This is a genomic window from Streptomyces graminilatus (assembly GCF_001418565.1).
In the GTDB taxonomy this organism is placed as follows: Bacteria; Actinomycetota; Actinomycetes; order Streptomycetales; family Streptomycetaceae; genus Streptomyces; species Streptomyces graminilatus.
On the sequence record NZ_LIQQ01000244.1, the window covers coordinates 1 to 17,082 of the forward strand.

Here is a 17,082-nt window from a genome sequence, read left to right on the forward strand (position 1 = left end):
TCGCGCGATCTCTGTCACATTTCTGGCGGTCCGTCATCTGCCCGCAACACCGGCCAACCGCAGGTAAACACGGGTCAACAGTACGTAAGCAGTCGGTGAACCCGATGTGCGCTACCCCCTGAGGCGCGAGTATCGTCCTCACCTGCACAGACTTATACCGATCGCCTGACACCGGAGGGCACGTTGTCCCGCTTCGCGCTCATCAAGGCACTGCTCGGACCGATCATGCGCCTGATGTTCCGCACACGGGTGGAGGGCGTGGAGCACATCCCCGGGGACGGGCCGGTGATCCTCGCCGGCAACCACCTCACGTTCATCGACTCGATGATCCTTCCACTGGTCTGCGACCGGCAGGTCCTTTTCATCGGCAAGGACGAGTACGTCACGGGCAAGGGCTTCAAGGGCCGCCTCATGGCCTGGTTCTTCACCGGCGTCGGCATGATCCCGGTGGACCGGGACGGGGCCAACGGCGGTGTCGCTGCGCTGATGACCGGCCGCCGGGTGCTGGAGGAGGGCCGCGTGTTCGGGATCTACCCCGAGGGCACGCGCTCCCCCGACGGGCGTCTCTACCGGGGCCGCACCGGTATCGCCCGGCTGACCCTGATGACGGGTGCGCCTGTTGTGCCGTTCGCGATGATCGGCACGGACAAGTTGCAGCCGGGCGGGGCGGGGATGCCCCGGCCGGGGCGGGTCACTGTGCGGTTCGGTGAGGCCATGGAGTTCTCGCGGTACGAGGGGATGGACCGCGACCGGTATGTGCTGCGGGCCGTGACCGACTCGGTGATGACCGAGGTCATGCGGTTGTCCGGGCAGGAGTATGTGGACATGTACGCGAGCAAGGCCAAGGCCGCGTAGGGGTACTTGGGGCTGCGTGTCGGGTGCGGGTTCGTCGTGGCCTGTCGCGCCCCGCGGCGGAGCCGCAGATCGACACAGCCCCGCGCCCCTGAGGGAGCACCCCTGGCGCCCCTTAGGGGCGCTCCAGGTGTTGGCCCCTGAGCAGTACCCACGCCGCTGCCGCCGCTGCCAGTAGCACCACCGCGCCCGCGCCCGCCGCCAGGGCCATTCCGTCTGTGAACGCCGCGCGGGCCGAGTCCAGTAGGGCCTCGGCGGTGTGTGTCGGCAGGCCCGACGCTGTTTCCACCGCGCCGCCCAGTGATTCGTGGGCCTCGGGCGGTGTGCCCGGCGGGGCGGTGAAGTCGCTGTACACACCGGTGACGATCGAGCCGAGCAGGGCGATACCGAGGGCGGCGCCCAGTTCGTACGCCGTTTCCGACACCGCTGCCGCCGCGCCCGCCTGTTCCTTGGGTACGGAGCCCAGGATGACGTCGGAGGTCACGGTGAACGACAGGCCCGCGCCCACGCCCACGACCAGCAGCGCGGTGCCGAGCACCGGATAGCCGGTCGACTCGTCCAGCAGGGCGAGCGCCGCCAGGGCGAGGCCGATGGCCGCCAGGCCGCCCGAGACCACGGCCCGCACCGAGTGGCGCCGGGCCGCCGCACCGGCGAGCAGACCCGCCACCACCGCGCCGATCGCCGCGGGCAGTTCGGCGAGGCCCGCCTCCAACGGCCCCCGGCCCTGCACCAGTTGCAGGAACTGCGAGAGGAAGAACACCAGCCCGGACAGTCCGAGGATGGTCAGCAGATCGGCGAGTACGGCCCCGCTGAATCCCCGGTCGCGGAACAGCCGCATGTCCAGGAGCGGGACGGGGAGCGTGAGCTGACGGCGTACGAAGCCGTACAGAGCCGCGCCGCCCAGGGCCGCCGCGCCCAGCGCCGTCCACGAGACGCCGTGCGACGCCGCCTCCTTGATGCCGTACACGACGCCGATCATGCCGACGAGCGACAGGACGACGCTTCGCAGGTCCCACGGACCCGGCGCCGGGTCGCGCGACTCGGGGAGCAGCTTGATGCCGACGACGACGAGGACCACCATCACGGGCAGGTTGATCAGGAAGACCGAGCCCCACCAGAAGTGTTCGAGCAGGAACCCGCCGACGACCGGGCCGACGGCGGTGCCCGCGGAGGCCGCCGCACCCCAGATGCCGATGGCGAGGCTGCGTTCGCGCCGGTCCTGGAAGAGGTTGCGGATCATGGCGAGGGTGGCCGGCATCAGGGTCGCGCCCGCCACACCGAGCAGCGCCCGCGCCAGGATCATCAACTCCGGTGTCGTGGCGTAGGCGTTGAGGACCGACACCAGTCCGAACGCGGTCGCGCCGATGAGCAGCAGCCGCTTGCGTCCGATGCGGTCACCGAGGCTGCCCATGGAGACGAGCAGGCCCGCGATGACGAACGAGTAGACGTCGCCCATCCACAGCAGCTGGGTGCCGGACGGCTTCAGGTCCTCGCTGATGTAGGGGGTCGCGAGGCCGAGAACGGTCGCGTCGACGGCCACCAGCAGCACGGCCAGCACGAGGACGGACAGCGCGAGCCAGCGGCCCGGACGCATTTCCTCCTCCGTCGCGACGGCCGGCCGCAGGGTGCTGGTCATGATTCCTCTCTCCGTAGCGCGCCGCCGAGCAACAGCTCGACGACCATGTGGGTGAAGTCCTTGGGGGCGGCCCGGCCCTCGCTCACGGCCCAGGCGGCGGAGGCCATGAGCCCGTAGAGCGCCTCGGTGAGCCAGGCCGGGGTGAGGTCGATGCGGAACTCGCCGCTCTGCTGGCCGCGCCGGAACAGCGCGGCGATCCCGGCGTCGATCCGGGCCCAGCCCTCGTACAGCTGCTCGCCTTCGAACAACTGGTTCTCGGTGTAGAGGAACGCGAGCAGTCCGGCGGCGGGTTCCAGCTCCCGCACCAGACGGCGCACGGCCTCCGGTGCGGTGTCCTCGCCGAGTCGCGCGGCCGTCAGAGCCGCCTCGCACTCCTCGATACCGAGCCCTTCGAGGGCCCGTACGAGCGCGTCCCGCCCGGCGAAGAGGCGGTGCAGCGTGGCCCGGCTGATCCCGGCCGCCTTCGCGACCTCGTCCATCGTGGACGTGGATTTCCGGGCCAGAAGGGCGGCTGCGCTGCGCAGCACGTGTTCACGATCGACGGCCATGAGACAAGCGTAAGCCATATGAGACATTCTTGTCTCATGAGAAACGTGTAGGTATCAGAACTGCGCGCTCTACGGCGTCAAAAGGCTCTGCGGGGGCTCAGTGCCAGGGCAACTGCCCGCGTCGCGCCCAGTAAGTGTTCGGCTCCTCCACCAGCGCGGCCAGGCGTGAGAGCTGGCCCTCGTCGAGGTCGACGACCGCCGCGTGCAGATTCGAGGCGAGCTGGGCCGCCGTGGCCGCGCCGGACAGCACCACTCCGGCCCACGGCTGCCGCAGCACCACCGCGAGGGCGACGGCGTCCGCGCCCAGTCCGGTCTCCTCGGCGACCGCCCGTACGGCGTCCGGTGCCTGGCCGGCGGCGAGGCGGCCGTTGGCCATGCCTTCCTTGACGATCACCGTCAGTCCGGCGTCGTGGGCCTCGGCCAGGGCGGGCGCGGCGGAGGTCTCCAGGACGTTGTACGTCGACTGGACGGTACGGAAGAGGGGGTCGCCGTCGACCGTGATGGCGAGGGCGGTGCGGATCGTGTCGGCCTGGGCGGGGCCGCTGGTGGAGAACCCGATGGTCAGGCCCTGGGCGGCGGCCTCGGCGAGACGGGCGTGGAGTTCCTTGTCCGACAGGGCCGGGCTGTCGGGGGTCAGCGAGTGGATCTGGTAGAGGTCCAGGTGGGCGCCGAGCAGATCGTCGGTTTCGGCGCGCTGACGCTCGTACGTTCCGAGGCTGTGGTCCTTGACCTCGTGCTTCTCCGCGTCGGTGGTCCAGCCTGCGGTGTAGGTGTAGCCCCACTTGCTGCCGATCACGACGTCGTCGATGCCGGGGCGCACCTTCAGCCAGTCGGCGAGGAACTCCTCGGATCGGCCGTACGAGCGAGCCACGTCGACATAGCGGACGCCCTGGGCGTAGGCGGCGTCGAGGAGTTCGAAGGTGCGGGTGCGGAGGGCTTCGACGGTGCGGTTTTCGCCGAGGTCGTTGTCCCGGCCGAGGGTGATGTAGCCGGGGCGGGCGATCGCGGCGAGGCCCAGGCCCAGGTGACAGGTGGGGGTTGTGGCTGTGGCCAGGCGGGAGAAGGGCATCGCGGGGTCCGTTCGGTCGGGGTCCGGTACGGGTCTCCGACCAACGTAACCCGCGATCACCTTCGCTTCAGGGGCAGGTGTCCGATGCCTAATTCTTTTTGGCCGTTGCCCACTCGTGCTGGGCCGCCACGTTCTCCTTCACCTCTGCCAGCTGGATCGCCACCGCGCTCGGGGCCGTGCCGCCCCTGCCGTTGCGGGAGGCCAGGGCGCCCTTGACGTTCAGGACCGTGCGGACCTCGGGGGTGAGGTGGGCGCTGATCTTCGCGAACTGGTCGTCGGTGAGGCCGTCCAGCTCGACCCCGTCGGCCTCGGCGGCCTTCACGCACTCGCCGGCGACCTCGTGGGCGACGCGGAAGGGCACGCCCTGCTTGACCAGCCACTCGGCGATGTCGGTGGCGAGGGAGAAGCCGGCCGGGGCCAGTTCCTCCATGCGCTCGCGGTGGACGGTGAGCGTGGCCATCATGCCGGTGAACGCGGGGAGCAGGACCTCCAGTTGGTCACAGGAGTCGAAGACCGGCTCCTTGTCCTCCTGGAGGTCGCGGTTGTAGGCCAGCGGGAGGGCCTTCAGGGTGGCCAGGAGGCCGGTCAGGTTGCCGATCAGGCGGCCGGACTTGCCGCGTGCCAGCTCCGCGATGTCCGGGTTCTTCTTCTGCGGCATGATCGACGAGCCCGTGGAGAAGGCGTCGTGCAGGGTCACGAAGGAGAACTCCTTCGTGTTCCAGATGATGATCTCCTCGGCGATCCGGGAGAGGTTGACCCCGATCATCGCCGTGATGAAGGCGAACTCGGCGACGAAGTCCCGCGAGGCGGTGCCGTCGATCGAGTTGGCCACGCTGCCGTGCTCGAAGCCGAGGTCCTCGGCGACCGACTCCGGGTCCAGGCCGAGCGACGAACCGGCCAGCGCGCCCGAGCCGTACGGGGACACGGCTGTGCGCTCGTCCCACTGGCGCAGACGCTCCGCGTCCCGGGACAGGGGCTGGACATGGGCCAGGACGTGGTGGGCGAACAGGACCGGCTGGGCGTGCTGGAGGTGGGTGCGGCCGGGCATCGCCACGTCCGGGTGGGCCTCCGCGAGGCCGATCAGCGCGTCCTGGAGGTCGGCGATCAGACCGCCGATGATCCGGGCGTGGTCGCGCAGGTACATGCGGAAGAGCGTCGCCACCTGGTCGTTGCGCGAACGGCCGGCGCGGAGCTTGCCGCCGAGGTCGGGGCCGATGCGCTCCAGCAGGCCGCGCTCCAGGGCCGTGTGGACGTCCTCGTCGGCGATCGTGCCGACCAGGGTGCCGTCGGCGACGTCCGCCGCGAGCTGGTCGAGGCCGGCCAGCATGCGCGTCAGCTCGTCGTCCGTGAGCAGGCCCGCCTTGTGCAGCACGCGCGCGTGGGCACGCGATCCGGCGATGTCGTAGGGCGCGAGCCGCCAGTCGAAGTGGACGGACGCGGACAGGCGGGCCAGGGCCTCGGCGGGACCGTCGGCGAAACGGCCGCCCCAGAGCCGTACGTCACCGCTGTTGCTGCTCACTTGCGTTGCTCCTCGAAGGCAGAGAACTGGGGGTGGATGTGCCGCCGCCTCCCCACCCGTACGGAGGGGAGGCGGCGCCGACAACCGTATCGGTGACGCCTGGTCGCGCTTGGCCGCGCTCTTCGACGACAGGCTGCCTCAACCGACGACAGGCTGCCTCAACACTGACATCCACCGGCGTGCATGAGTATGCAGTGCTCTGCATGATTCGTCAATCTTCGTCGGTCTCGGAAAATTTCTCAGGGATGTTTGAAGGGCTCTTGAACACACGAAACCGCTTACCCGTACTTCACGGCAGACGCAGGCGCCGCGTCAGTAAAGCCAGTGGGGACCACACAGCCACCAGTGCCAAGCACCAGTGCCGACAGTGGAACCACGCAGCCACCCCCTTGACCCGAGTGAGGCTTCCGCATGTCCAGGGCTCTTCCGAAGTACAACAAGCGTCGTGTGGGCATCATCGGCGGCGCCGCCGCAGTCGCGCTGTCCGGTGCGATCATCGCCGGTAACGCCCTTGCCGGGGAAACGTCCAAGACGAACACCGCGGCCGGGGTGACCACCAAGGCCGCCGCCGCGACCGTGAACTGCCCGGCCGTCGCCAACAGACTGCCCGCGATCCCCGCGTCGGCGCAGGCCGAGGTCACCCGCAACCTCGCCCTCCTCGACACCCAGATCGCCGAGGCCAACACGCGGCTCGTGAACACGGTCGGCCAGGGCGGCCCGAACTTCGTCCAGAACGCGATCCTCGGTCCCCTCAAGGACAAGCGCGTGGCGACCATCAACCGCATCGCCACCGCCATCGGCCGCACCGCCGCCAAGCCCGTCGGCCTCGACGCGCTGGCCCCCTGCGGCCTCAACGGCGCCGCTGCGGCCCCGTCCCAGGGCGGCAACAACGGCAAGGGCAACGCGGGGAACAACGGCAACGCCGGTAACCAGGGCAACAAGGGCAACAACGGCAACGCCGGGAACAACGCGAACCAGGGCAACAACGCGAACGCGGGCAACGCCGGTAACAACGGCGGCGTCGGCACCATCAGCTGCCCGGACGTCGCCTCGCAGCTCCCCGCGATCCCGGCGTCGGCCCAGGCCGAGGTCACCCGCAACCTCGAACTGCTGAACACGCAGATCGCCGAGGCCAACACGCGCCTGGTGAACACGGTCGGCCAGGGCGGCCCGAACTTCGTCCAGAACGCGATCGTCGGCCCCCTCAAGGACAAGCGCGTGGCGACCATCAACCGCATCGCCACCGCCATCGGCCGCACCGCCGCCAAGCCGGCCGGTCTGGACTCGCTGGCCGCCTGCTCCTTCAGCAAGTGACCCGCACGTTCACCAAGTGATGTGACGGAGACCGTGGCCGCCCGGCGGGGCGGCCACGGTCTCTCTGCTGAAACCCTTGGACAGCCGAAACCCTTGGACGGCCGAAACCTTTAGACAGGTGAACGACTTTCCCGGACAATGACTGGTCATGGGAAAGACCTACGAGCGCATAGACGGCCGCCTGCGTACGTTCATCGAGGCGCAGCCCCTCTTCTTCACCGCGACCGCCCCGCTGTCCGGCGATGGCACGGTCAACCTCTCCCCCAAGGGCCTCAAGGGCTCCTTCGTGATTCTCGACGAGCTGACCGTCGCCTATCTCGACTTCGCGGGCAGCAACGCCGAGACCATCGCACATCTGCGCGAGAACGGGCGGATCACCCTCATGTGGTGCGCCTTCGAGGGTCCGCCGAACATCGTCCGGGTGCACGGCCGCGGCGAACCGGTCTTCCGCGACGATCCGCGCTTCCCCGAACTCCTCGCCCGCTTCCCCGACATCGACGCCGTCGATCACGGGCTGCGGGCGATCGTCGTCGTACGGGCCGAACTCGTCCGGGACACCTGCGGATACTCGGTGCCCTTCATGTCGTACGTCGGCGACCGCGATCTGCACGCCCGGCGCTTCGCGCGCGAGGACGACGCCTCGCTCAGCGACTACTTCGAGAAGAAGGACCACATCGCGACGAGCCTGGACGGACTACCCGGGCTGCCGTTGCCGCTCCCGCCCACTACCGTCTGAGCCATGCGCCCCGGAGTCGCCGCCGTCCTCGCGTCCGCGTCCCTTCTCCTGCTCGCCCCCAGCACGCCGTCTGGGCCCGCGCCACCGCTGCCCGCCCTGCTGGCCGACACCGGCGGCGGCTCCCAACTGATCACGGCCCAGGCGCCGGACGACAGGGCGACCTCGGGCACGCTCACCTGGTGGAACCTGCGCGACGGGACCTGGACGAAGGCCGGTTCCGCGCCCGCCCGCTTCGGTGCGCGCGGGCTCGTCGAGGGCGGCTCCCGCCGACAGGGCACGAACACCACGCCCACCGGGCTGTACGACCTGCCGTACGCCTTCGGTGTCGACGCGGCGCCCACCGGCACCAGGGTCACCTACCGGCCCGTACGGCAGAACTCCTGGTGGTGCCAGGACAACGCCTCCCGCTCCTACAACCGCTGGACCGAGCCCCGCCCCGCCGACTGCCGGGCCGGCGAGTCCGAGCACCTGATCTCGTACCCGAAGCAGTACGCGCACGCGTACGTCATCGCCTTCAACTACGCCAAGCCGGTGCGCGAGCGCGGCGCCGGGATCTTTCTGCATGTCAACGGGCGTGCGGCGACGGCCGGTTGTGTGTCGGTGCCGGCCGAGGCCATGCGCGCGGTCCTCGCGTGGGCCGACCCGGGCCGCCGGCCGCACATCGCGATCGGGACGGCGGGCGGGCGGACGGCCATCGTCCGTTACTGACCCGGCCGAGCGGATGTTTTTGGCCGTCGTCCCAGTTGTTTACGGACTTGTGGGGGCGCTGAACACTCGGCAGCCGTGGCACGTAAGTGTGGACGAAGGGGCCAAGCCTTTCGCCCCCGTCCCACGGAGGAACCGTGCCCACCACCACGATCGCAGGCGGACGTGCCGCGCGACGCCAGACGATGCGCCGCATCAGACCTCGCCGCTCCCCCGCCGTCCCGCTGCTGTTCGCCGTAGGCGCGGGCGCGGCCGGAGTGCTCTGGCTGTGGTGGAACAACACTCCCTCGCTGGCCGACACCACCGCCCAGATCGTCGCGGCGGGCCGGATCACCGGTCTGCTCGCCGGTTACCTGATGGCGCTGGTCGTCCTCCAGATGGCGCGGGTGCCCGCGCTGGAGCGCCGGGTCGGCTCGGACCGGGTGGCCCGCTGGCACGCGATGAGCGGCCGGTACACGCTCTGTCTGGTCGTGGCGCACGTCGTCCTGATCATGTACGGGTACGCCCTCCAGGCCGGGAAGACCTTCGCCGACATCGTCCAGCAGACGGTCGACTCGGTGAACCAGCTGCCCGACATGGGCAAGGCGGCGATCGGCACGGGTCTGCTGGTGTTCATCGGGCTCATCTCCATCGGCCCGGTCCGGCGGATGATCCCGTACGACCTCTGGTACCACATCCACCTGCTGACGTACGCGGCCACGTTCCTGACCTTCTGGCACCAGCTCACCACCGGCAACGAGTTCGTCGTGGAGCCGGCCGCGAAGACGGCCTGGTACGCGCTGTACGGCTCGGTGACCGCGCTGGTCCTCTGGTACCGCATCATCACGCCGGTCCGGCTGAACCTGCGCCACCGGCTGAAGGTCGAGGCGGTCATCGAGGAGACCCCGGGCATCGTGTCCGTTCTGATGAGCGGCCGGAAGCTGCACCGGATGGGCGCGGAGGCGGGCCAGTTCTTCCGCTGGCGCTTCCTGGCCCCCGGGATGCGGTTCAGCTCGCACCCGTACTCCCTGTCGGCGGCTCCCCGCCCCAACATGCTGCGCATCACCGTGAAGGCGATCGGCGACCACAGCTCGGCCCTGCGCGAGCTGGAGCCCGGCACCCGGGTGTGGGCCGAGGGCCCGTACGGCGCCCTGACCGCCTCCAAGCGCAGCAAGGGCAAGGTGCTGCTGGTGGCGGGCGGTGTCGGCATCACCCCGATGCGGGCCCTGTTCGAGACCCTGCCGGGCGCGGCGGGCGACCTGACCCTCCTCTACCGGGCCAACAGCACCCAGGACCTGGCCCTGTGGGACGAGCTCGCGACCATCGCCGGTGAGCGCGGCGCCCGACTGATGTACGCGGTCAACAGCCCCGACGGGGAGCGCCCGGACATCTCGGCGGACTCACTGCGCCGGAAGCTGCCGGACATCGAGGAGCACGACGTCTTCATGTGCGGGCCGCCCGGCTTCGCGCAGGGGGTCTACGAGGCACTGCGCGGCGCGGGTGTTCCGGCGCGCCGTATCCACCACGAGTCGTTCGAGATGTGAGCGACGGGAGCCAGGAGCGATGAAGAAGAGTCACCCCTTTAGGCGCGTCATGCTGGCGAGTGCCGCCACAGTCTCCGGAATCGTGCTGCTGCTGACGCTGAAGCCGTCGTCGGACCCCGGGTCCGCGCAGGCGGCCGGCGCTCTGCCGCAGCAGACGGCGGCGGCCCAGGAAGCGGCCCAGGGCGGTGCCGCCGCCAAGGACGGCGCCTACACCGGCGACACGATCCAGACCCAGTACGGCCCGGTCCAGGTCCGCGTCACGGTGAGCGGCGGCAAGATCACCAAGGCGGAGGCGCTCCAGGCACCCAAGGGCGGCCGGAGCGACCAGATCTCCGGCGACGCCATCCCCAAGCTCAACCAGGAAGCGGTCGCGGCGGGCCTGACGTCCACCGTCGACGCGGTCTCCGGGGCCAGCTACACCAGCGCGGGCTACGGCAAGTCGCTCCAGTCGGCCCTGGACAAGGCGGTCGCGAGCGCGGGCACCGGTGCGGGTGCCGGAGGGGGCGGGGGCGCCGCCCAGGCCGCCACGGTCACCGGTGACGCGGTCGACACCCAGTACGGCCCGGTCCAGGTCCGTATCACGGTGAGCGGCGGCAAGATCAGCAAGGCGGAGGCCGTCAAGGCGCCGACCGGCGGCCAGTCCACCACGATCTCCGGCAACGCCGTACCCAAGCTCAACCAGGAAGCGGTCGCCGCGGGCACCGCGGACATCGACGCGGTCTCGGGCGCCAGCTACACCAGCGCGGGCTACAAGAAGTCGTTGCAGTCGGCCCTGGACAAGGTTCCCGCCGCGGAGTCGGACAAGGCTTCGGGTGCGGGTGCCGGTGCGGGTTCCGGTGCGGCTGCCCCGGCGCCGGCGCCGGGCAAGGGTGCCGCGGGAAGCGGGGCGGCGGCAGGCGGGGCGACCGCCAACGGGGGCGGCACCTACACCGGAAGCGTGGTCCAGACGGAGTACGGCCCGGTGCAGGTCAGGGTCACGCTGACCAAGGGCAGGATCACCTCGGCGTCGGCGGTCCAGGCCCCCAGCGGCGGCCGGAGCGACCAGGTCTCCGGGAACGCGATCCCCAAGCTCAACGAGGCGGCGGTGACGGTCGGCAACGGCGACATCGACGCGGTGTCCGGCGCCAGCTACACCAGCGCCGGCTATAAGAAGTCCCTCCAGTCGGCCCTGGACAAGGCCGGTGTCTGATCCCGCGGAAGCCCCCGTCGCGGTGCGTCATGCCGAGGAGGTCATGGGGACCGTCTTCTCCTTCGACGTCCGTGGCGGGGACCCCCGTGCGGTCGGGTCGGCGCTGGCGGCGGCGATCGCCGGGCTGCACAAGGTCAACGAGGTGTTCAGCACCTACCGGGAGGACAGCCAGATCTCCCGGCTGGCCCGTGGGGAGATCTCCGTCGCCGACTGCGACCCGGAGGTCGCCGAGGTGCTCGACCTGTGCGCCGAGGCGGAGCGGGTCAGCGACGGGTGGTTCAGCCACACCTACCAGGGGCAGATCGACCCGACCGGCATCGTCAAGGGCTGGGCGGCGGAACGCGCGGCCAGGACACTGGCCGCGGCCGGCGTGAGCGGGGTCAGTGTCAACGGCGGCGGAGACGTCCAGCTCTTCGGCGCGCCGGACCCTCAACGCCCTTGGCGCGTAGGCGTGTCGGACCCGCTCCGGCCGGGCGGCCTGGCGGCCGTGGTCTCGGCGGCGGGCACCGACGAACTGGCGGTGGCCACCTCGGGCACAGCGGAACGCGGCACCCACATCGTCGACCCCCGCACCGGCAGGTCGGCGGTGACCGACCTGGTGGCGGTGACGGTGGTGGCCCCGCGGCTGACCTGGGCGGACGCCTGGGCGACGGCGGCGTTCGCGATGGGGTCGAGGCAGGCCTTGAGCTGGCTGGAGTCGCTGCCTGATGTAGAGGCGCTGCTGATCACGGCAGGCGACGAGGTGAGGTGTACAGGGGGCCTGGCAAGACGACTGGGCTGAGGGAGTCTTCCTGCTTTTAGGGGCGCGGGGAACTGCGCGACCAGCCCCCACCGGGCCCGCACCCGAAACTCAACCCTCAACGTCCCTTCACGGCCCCTCAATGGCCTTTCTGAGCCAACCCCAACAAGTGATCGGCCAACGCCTGTCCCCCCAGGGGATCCCTGCTGATCAGCATCAACGTGTCATCCCCCGCGATCGTCCCGAGCACATCGTGCAACTCGGCCTGATCGATGGCGGACGCCAGAAACTGCGCGGCCCCCGGAGGAGTCCGCAGGACCACGAGATTCGCGGAAGCCTCCGCGGAGATCAACAGCTCCGCCGACAGCCGCCGCATCCGCTCCTCCTTCGCCGACTCCCCCAGCGGAGCACGAGGCGTACGGAACCCGCCCTCGCTCGGCACCGCGTAAATGAGATCGCCGTCGGTGTTACGGATCTTCACCGCGTTCAGCTCGTCCAGGTCCCTGGACAGCGTCGCCTGAGTGACGGTCAGCCCGTCATCGGCGAGCAGCTTCGCCAACTGACTCTGCGACCGCACCGGTTGCCGGTTGAGGATGTCCACGATCCGGCGGTGGCGTGCGGTGCGGGTCTGGGGTACGGCAGGCCCCGCGTGCTCGTGATCCTGCGCCTGCGTCATCGTCGTCGTCTCATTCCCCGGCTAGTCCTGCCCGTCAACCACGTCGAGAACTCCGGGAAGCGCCTGGAGGAACGCGTCCACTTCGGCGTCACCGATGTTCAGCGGCGGCATCAGCCGTACGACATCGGGAGCGGGCGCGTTCACCAGGAACCCGGCGTCCTGAGCCGCCTGCTGCACCTGGGGCGCGAGGGGCTCGTTGAGCACGATACCCAGGAGAAGTCCCGCGCCCCGGACATAATCGATCAACCGGTGGCCCGCACCCTCGATTCCGTCCCGCAACCTCTCGCTCTGCCGCTTGACGTTCTCCAGCAACCCGTCGTTCTCGATGGTGTCGAGTACGGCGATTCCGGCGGCGCAGGCGACCGGGTTGCCGCCGAACGTCGTACCGTGCTGGCCGGGCTGGAACAGGTCGGCGGCACGGCCGAAGGCGACGGTCGCGCCGAGGGGCAGTCCGCCGCCGAGGCCCTTGGCGAGGGTGACGACGTCGGGCAGGACGCCCTCGTGGGCCTGGTACTCGAACCAGTGCCCGCAGCGGCCGATGCCGGTCTGCACCTCGTCGAGGACGAGCAGGGCGCCGGTGGCGGCGGTGATGGCCCGCGCGGCCTTGAGATAACCGGCGGGCGGGACCACGACACCGTTCTCGCCCTGGACCGGCTCGATGATGACGAGGGCGGTCTCGTCGGTGACGGCGGCGGCCAGCGCCTGCGCGTCGCCGTACGGGACGTACGTGACGTCACCGGGCAGCGGCACGAAGGGCTCCCGCTTTCCGGGCTGACCGGTGAGTGAGAGGGCGCCCATGGTCCGCCCGTGGAAACCGCCCTCGGTGGACACCATGTGCGTGCGCCCGGTCAGCCGGCCGATCTTGAAGGCGCCCTCGTTGGCCTCGGCGCCCGAGTTGCAGAAGAAGACCTTGCCGTCCCGGCCGAAGCGCTGGAGGAGCCGTTCGGCGAGCGCGACGGGCGGTTCGGCGACGAAGAGGTTGGAGACATGGCCGAGGGAGGCGATCTGGGTGGAGACGGCCTCGACGATCGCCGGGTGGGCGTGGCCGAGCGCGTTCACGGCGATGCCGCCCACGAAGTCGACGTACGCCTTGCCGTCGGCGTCCCACACGGTGCTGCCGGCGCCACGGACGAGGGGCAGTCGCGGAGTGCCGTAGTTGTTCATGAGGGCGCCCTGCCAGCGAGCGGTCAGTTCCTGATTGCCGCCCTGACCGGCGCTCTGACTGGCGTTCTGCTCCTGGCCGGCGTTCATTCGGCCTCCCCCTCTTCTTCCTCTGCTTCTTCCGCATCGGGCACGACCATCGTGCCGATGCCTTCGTCCGTGAAGATCTCCAGCAGGATCGAGTGCTGGACGCGGCCGTCGATGACGCGGGCGGTGGTGACGCCGTTGCGCACGGCGTGCAGGCAGCCCTCCATCTTCGGGACCATGCCGGAGCTCAACTCCGGGAGCAGCTTCTCCAGTTGGGAAGCGGTGAGGCGGCTGATCACCTCGTCGGAGTTGGGCCAGTCCTCGTAGAGACCCTCGACGTCCGTGAGAACCATGAGGGTTTCGGCGCCCAGTGCGGCAGCGAGTGCCGCAGCCGCCGTATCAGCATTGACGTTGTAGACATGTCCGTCGTCCTGGCTACGGGCGATCGACGAGACGACCGGGATACGGCCGTCGGCGAGCAGTGCCTCGATCGCGCCCGTGTCGATCGCGGTGATCTCGCCCACCCGCCCGATGTCGATCAACTCCCCGTCGATCTCGGGCTGGTGCTTGACGGCGGTGATGGTGTGCGCGTCCTCGCCGGTCAACCCGACGGCGAGCGGCCCGTGTTGGTTGAGCAGCCCGACCAGCTCCCGCTGGACCTGCCCGGCCAGCACCATGCGTACGACGTCCATGGCGTCCTCGGTGGTGACCCGGAGACCGGCCTTGAACTCACTCACGATGCCGTGCCTGTCGAGGGCGGCGCTGATCTGCGGACCGCCGCCGTGCACGACGACGGGCTTGAGGCCTGCCTGGCGCAGGAAGACGACGTCCTGGGCGAAGGCGCTCTTCAACTCCTCGTTCACCATGGCGTTTCCGCCGAACTTGATGACGACGACCTTGCCGTTGTGGCGGGTCAGCCACGGCAGCGCTTCGATGAGGATCCTGGCCTTGGGCAGGGCGGTGTGCTTACGAGTGGTGCTCATGACGAGTACGCGCTGTTCTCGTGGACGTAGTCCGCGGTGAGGTCGTTGGTCCAGATGGTGGCGGTCTCGGTGCCGGCGGCGAGGTCGGCGACGATGTGGACCTCCCGGTAGCGCATGTCGACCTTGTCGCGGTCCTCGCCGACGCCGCCGTTCTTGCAGACCCAGACGCCGTTGATGGCGACGTTGAGCCGGTCGGGCTCGAAGGCGGCGGCGGTGGTGCCGATGGCGGAGAGGACACGGCCCCAGTTGGGGTCCTCGCCGTGGATGGCGCACTTGAGGAGGTTGTTGCGCGCGATGGAGCGGCCCACCTCGACGGCGTCGTCCTCGCTGGCGGCGTTGACGACCTCGACCTTGATGTCCTTGCTGGCACCTTCGGCGTCCCGGATCAACTGCTGCCCGAGATCGTCACAGACGGCCCGCACGGCCTCGGCGAACTCACCCTGCTCCGGGACGACTTGAGAAACCCCGGAGGCAAGCAGCAGCACGGTGTCATTGGTGGACATACAGCCGTCGGAGTCGACACGGTCGAAGGTGGTACGGGTGGCGGCGCGAAGCGCGCTGTCCAACTGCTCACTGTCGACGTCGGCGTCCGTAGTAAGAACGACGAGCATGGTGGCGAGACCGGGGGCGAGCATGCCCGCGCCCTTGGCCATGCCGCCCACGGTCCAGCCGTCCTTGCTGCTGACGACGGCCGTCTTGTGGACGGAGTCGGTGGTCTTGATGGCGATGGCCGCCTTCTCCCCACCGTGCTCGGAGAGTTGACCGGCGGCGGTCTCGACTCCCGCGAGCAGCTTGTCCATCGGCAGAAGGAGCCCGATGAGCCCGGTGGAAGCGACGGCGACCTCACCAGCGTTCAGACCAAGGGTCTCGGCGACCTTCTCGGCGGTGGCGTGGGTGTCCTGGAACCCTTTGGGCCCCGTACAGGCGTTGGCACCACCGGAGTTGAGCACAACGGCCGAGACGAGACCCCCCTTCAGTACCTGCTCGGACCACAGCACCGGTGCGGCCTTGACGCGGTTGGAGGTGAAGACGCCGGCGGCGGCGAGGCGGGGCCCGTTGTTGACCACGAGGGCCAGGTCGGGATTGCCGTTCTCCTTGATCCCGGCGGCGATGCCCGCCGCGGTGAACCCCTGTGCTGCCGTGACACTCACTGCGTCTCCTCGTTCGCTTCTCCGCCCGTGCAGCGCAGAAGTGCGGGTCTCGTCGTTGTGTGCAGCCCGGTGGCTGCACGTGCGTCGCTCACGGTGCGACTCCGATCGTGGAAAGCCCCGTGGTCTCGTCGAGCCCAAGGGCGATGTTCATGCTCTGGACGGCACCGCCCGCGGTGCCCTTGGTCAGGTTGTCGATGGCGCTGATCGCGATGATGCGGCGCACGGACTCGTCGTACGCGACCTGCACCTGAACGGCGTTGGAACCGTAGACGGACGCGGTGGCGGGCCACTGTCCCTCCGGGAGGAGGTGCACGAACGGTTCGTCGGCGAACGCCTTCTCGTAGGCGGCGCGCACGGACTCGGCGGTGACGCCGGGCTTGGCGGCGGCGGTGCAGGTGGCGAGGATGCCGCGGGACATGGGGGCGAGAGTGGGCGTGAAGGAGACGCCGACGGGCGCGCCCGAGGCGCGGCTGAGATTCTGAACGATCTCGGGCGTGTGCCGATGCCCGCCGCCGACCCCGTACGGCGACATGGATCCCATGACCTCGCTGCCCAGCAGGTGTGTCTTGGCCGCCTTGCCGGCGCCGGAGGTCCCGGAGGCGGCGACGATCACGGCTTCGGCCTCGGCGAGCCCGGCGGCGTATGCCGGGAAGAGGGCAAGCGAAACGGCGGTCGGATAGCAACCGGGCACCGCGACACGCTTGGACCCCTCCAGCGCGGCGCGGGCACCCGGCAGTTCGGGGAGGCCGTAGGGCCAGGTCCCGGCGTGCGCGGAACCGTAGAACTTCTCCCAGTCGGCCGCGTCCCGCAGCCGGAAGTCGGCACCCATGTCAACGACGAGGACATCCGGCCCGAGCTGCTCGGCGACGGCGGCGGACTGCCCGTGCGGCAACGCGAGAAAGACCACATCGTGCCCGGCGAGCACCTCGGGCGTGGTTTCCTGGAGCACGCGACCGGCCAGCGGCAGCAGATGCGGCTGCAGGCCGCCGAGCCGCTGCCCGGCGTTGGAGTTGGCGGTCAGAGCGCCGATCTCCACCTCGGGGTGGACGAGCAGCAGACGCAGCAGTTCCCCGCCCGCGTACCCACTCGCTCCGGCCACCGCCACACGTACCGCCATGGAAACCTCCTCCTTGATGGCATGACTATACGTTTCGATGTACGTTTATGCAATCTGGTGGATCGGTATGCGGGGACGGGGCGGTATGAGGGGGCGGGGCGGTTTCACCTGAGCGCTTCGTTCGGCCGATGCGCTTG

Annotated in this window: 16 protein-coding genes; 7 read left to right on the forward strand and 9 right to left on the reverse strand. The window is 69.9% G+C overall.

All coding sequences use genetic code 11. The annotated features are described in order from the left end of the window. Positions 1–183: 183 nt before the first annotated feature. Positions 184–855, forward strand: coding sequence for a lysophospholipid acyltransferase family protein (locus AOK08_RS20935; RefSeq protein WP_055528209.1), 672 nt, complete (start codon positions 184–186; stop codon positions 853–855). Between the two features lie 112 nt (positions 856–967). Here AOK08_RS20935 and AOK08_RS20940 read toward each other — a convergent pair whose 3' ends face one another. The 4 genes from AOK08_RS20940 to argH all read right to left on the reverse strand — a co-directional run bounded on the left by AOK08_RS20940 (position 968) and on the right by argH (position 5,624). After that, positions 968–2,488 carry an MFS transporter gene (locus AOK08_RS20940; protein ID WP_055528215.1) on the reverse strand — a complete coding sequence of 507 codons (1,521 nt, stop codon included), beginning with the start codon at positions 2,486–2,488 and terminating at the stop codon, positions 968–970. Continuing rightward, positions 2,485–3,036 carry a TetR/AcrR family transcriptional regulator gene (locus AOK08_RS20945; RefSeq protein WP_055528222.1) on the reverse strand — a complete coding sequence of 184 codons (552 nt, stop codon included), beginning with the start codon at positions 3,034–3,036 and terminating at the stop codon, positions 2,485–2,487. The genes AOK08_RS20940 and AOK08_RS20945 overlap by 4 nt, the downstream gene beginning before the upstream one ends. 97 nt (positions 3,037–3,133) lie before the next feature. Next, positions 3,134–4,105 (reverse strand): aldo/keto reductase, encoded by a 972-nt coding sequence (locus AOK08_RS20950; protein ID WP_055528224.1) that lies wholly within the window; start codon positions 4,103–4,105, stop codon positions 3,134–3,136. 88 nt (positions 4,106–4,193) lie between these two features. Continuing rightward, positions 4,194–5,624, reverse strand: coding sequence for an argininosuccinate lyase (gene argH / locus AOK08_RS20955; protein ID WP_055528225.1), 1,431 nt, complete (start codon positions 5,622–5,624; stop codon positions 4,194–4,196). A 411-nt stretch (positions 5,625–6,035) separates the two neighbouring features. Here argH and AOK08_RS20960 point away from each other — a divergent pair, with 411 nt between their 5' ends. The 6 genes from AOK08_RS20960 to AOK08_RS20985 all read left to right on the forward strand — a co-directional run bounded on the left by AOK08_RS20960 (position 6,036) and on the right by AOK08_RS20985 (position 11,872). Next, positions 6,036–6,938 (forward strand): hypothetical protein, encoded by a 903-nt coding sequence (locus AOK08_RS20960; protein WP_055528231.1) that lies wholly within the window; start codon positions 6,036–6,038, stop codon positions 6,936–6,938. Between the two features lie 148 nt (positions 6,939–7,086). Beyond that, a complete protein-coding gene (locus AOK08_RS20965) occupies positions 7,087–7,674 on the forward strand; it encodes a pyridoxamine 5'-phosphate oxidase family protein (RefSeq protein ID WP_055528233.1) in 588 nt (195 codons plus the stop codon). Between the two features lie 3 nt (positions 7,675–7,677). Further along, positions 7,678–8,382 (forward strand): L,D-transpeptidase family protein, encoded by a 705-nt coding sequence (locus AOK08_RS20970; RefSeq protein ID WP_055528235.1) that lies wholly within the window; start codon positions 7,678–7,680, stop codon positions 8,380–8,382. 182 nt (positions 8,383–8,564) lie between these two features. Next, complete coding sequence (locus tag AOK08_RS20975) at positions 8,565–9,902, forward strand: ferredoxin reductase family protein (protein WP_055528311.1); 1,338 nt, start codon at positions 8,565–8,567, stop codon at positions 9,900–9,902. 19 nt (positions 9,903–9,921) lie between these two features. After that, positions 9,922–11,091: an FMN-binding protein gene (locus AOK08_RS20980; protein ID WP_055528237.1), complete on the forward strand. Its 1,170-nt coding sequence runs from the start codon at positions 9,922–9,924 to the stop codon at positions 11,089–11,091. A 43-nt stretch (positions 11,092–11,134) separates the two neighbouring features. Next, a complete protein-coding gene (locus AOK08_RS20985) occupies positions 11,135–11,872 on the forward strand; it encodes an FAD:protein FMN transferase (RefSeq protein ID WP_055528239.1) in 738 nt (245 codons plus the stop codon). Between the two features lie 97 nt (positions 11,873–11,969). Here the strand turns inward: AOK08_RS20985 and AOK08_RS20990 are convergent, their stop codons facing one another. The 5 genes from AOK08_RS20990 to argC form a co-directional block, all read right to left on the reverse strand. Then, positions 11,970–12,506, reverse strand: a complete 537-nt coding sequence (locus AOK08_RS20990; RefSeq protein WP_055528243.1) for an arginine repressor — start codon at positions 12,504–12,506, stop codon at positions 11,970–11,972. 21 nt (positions 12,507–12,527) lie between these two features. Then, positions 12,528–13,757 carry an acetylornithine transaminase gene (locus AOK08_RS20995; protein ID WP_055528245.1) on the reverse strand — a complete coding sequence of 410 codons (1,230 nt, stop codon included), beginning with the start codon at positions 13,755–13,757 and terminating at the stop codon, positions 12,528–12,530. Next, the gene (argB, locus tag AOK08_RS21000) at positions 13,754–14,677 is read right to left on the reverse strand and encodes an acetylglutamate kinase (protein WP_055528248.1); all 924 of its coding nucleotides are present in this window, start codon (positions 14,675–14,677) and stop codon (positions 13,754–13,756) included. Before argB ends, AOK08_RS20995 begins: the two co-directional genes overlap by 4 nt. Continuing rightward, positions 14,674–15,828, reverse strand: a complete 1,155-nt coding sequence (gene argJ / locus AOK08_RS21005) for a bifunctional glutamate N-acetyltransferase/amino-acid acetyltransferase ArgJ (RefSeq protein WP_055528255.1) — start codon at positions 15,826–15,828, stop codon at positions 14,674–14,676. Before argJ ends, argB begins: the two co-directional genes overlap by 4 nt. Positions 15,829–15,916: 88 nt before the next feature. Further along, a complete protein-coding gene (gene argC, locus AOK08_RS21010) occupies positions 15,917–16,945 on the reverse strand; it encodes an N-acetyl-gamma-glutamyl-phosphate reductase (protein ID WP_055528259.1) in 1,029 nt (342 codons plus the stop codon). Positions 16,946–17,082 lie beyond the last annotated feature (137 nt).

Bases quoted from the DNA above. Each gene is read 5' to 3' on its own strand.
- argC (WP_055528259.1), bottom strand. From the start codon at position 16,945: ATGGCGGTACGTGTGGCGGTGGCCGGAGCGAGTGGGTACGCGGGCGGG.
- AOK08_RS20940 (WP_055528215.1), bottom strand. From the start codon at position 2,488: ATGACCAGCACCCTGCGGCCGGCCGTCGCGACGGAGGAGGAAATGCGT.
- AOK08_RS20990 (WP_055528243.1), bottom strand. From the start codon at position 12,506: ATGACGCAGGCGCAGGATCACGAGCACGCGGGGCCTGCCGTACCCCAG.
- AOK08_RS20985 (WP_055528239.1), top strand. From the start codon at position 11,135: ATGGGGACCGTCTTCTCCTTCGACGTCCGTGGCGGGGACCCCCGTGCG.
- AOK08_RS20970 (WP_055528235.1), top strand. From the start codon at position 7,678: ATGCGCCCCGGAGTCGCCGCCGTCCTCGCGTCCGCGTCCCTTCTCCTG.
- AOK08_RS20945 (WP_055528222.1), bottom strand. From the start codon at position 3,036: ATGGCCGTCGATCGTGAACACGTGCTGCGCAGCGCAGCCGCCCTTCTG.
- AOK08_RS20995 (WP_055528245.1), bottom strand. From the start codon at position 13,757: ATGAACGCCGGCCAGGAGCAGAACGCCAGTCAGAGCGCCGGTCAGGGC.
- AOK08_RS20960 (WP_055528231.1), top strand. From the start codon at position 6,036: ATGTCCAGGGCTCTTCCGAAGTACAACAAGCGTCGTGTGGGCATCATC.
- AOK08_RS20975 (WP_055528311.1), top strand. From the start codon at position 8,565: ATGCGCCGCATCAGACCTCGCCGCTCCCCCGCCGTCCCGCTGCTGTTC.
- AOK08_RS20950 (WP_055528224.1), bottom strand. From the start codon at position 4,105: ATGCCCTTCTCCCGCCTGGCCACAGCCACAACCCCCACCTGTCACCTG.
- AOK08_RS20980 (WP_055528237.1), top strand. From the start codon at position 9,922: ATGAAGAAGAGTCACCCCTTTAGGCGCGTCATGCTGGCGAGTGCCGCC.
- argB (WP_055528248.1), bottom strand. From the start codon at position 14,677: ATGAGCACCACTCGTAAGCACACCGCCCTGCCCAAGGCCAGGATCCTC.
- AOK08_RS20965 (WP_055528233.1), top strand. From the start codon at position 7,087: ATGGGAAAGACCTACGAGCGCATAGACGGCCGCCTGCGTACGTTCATC.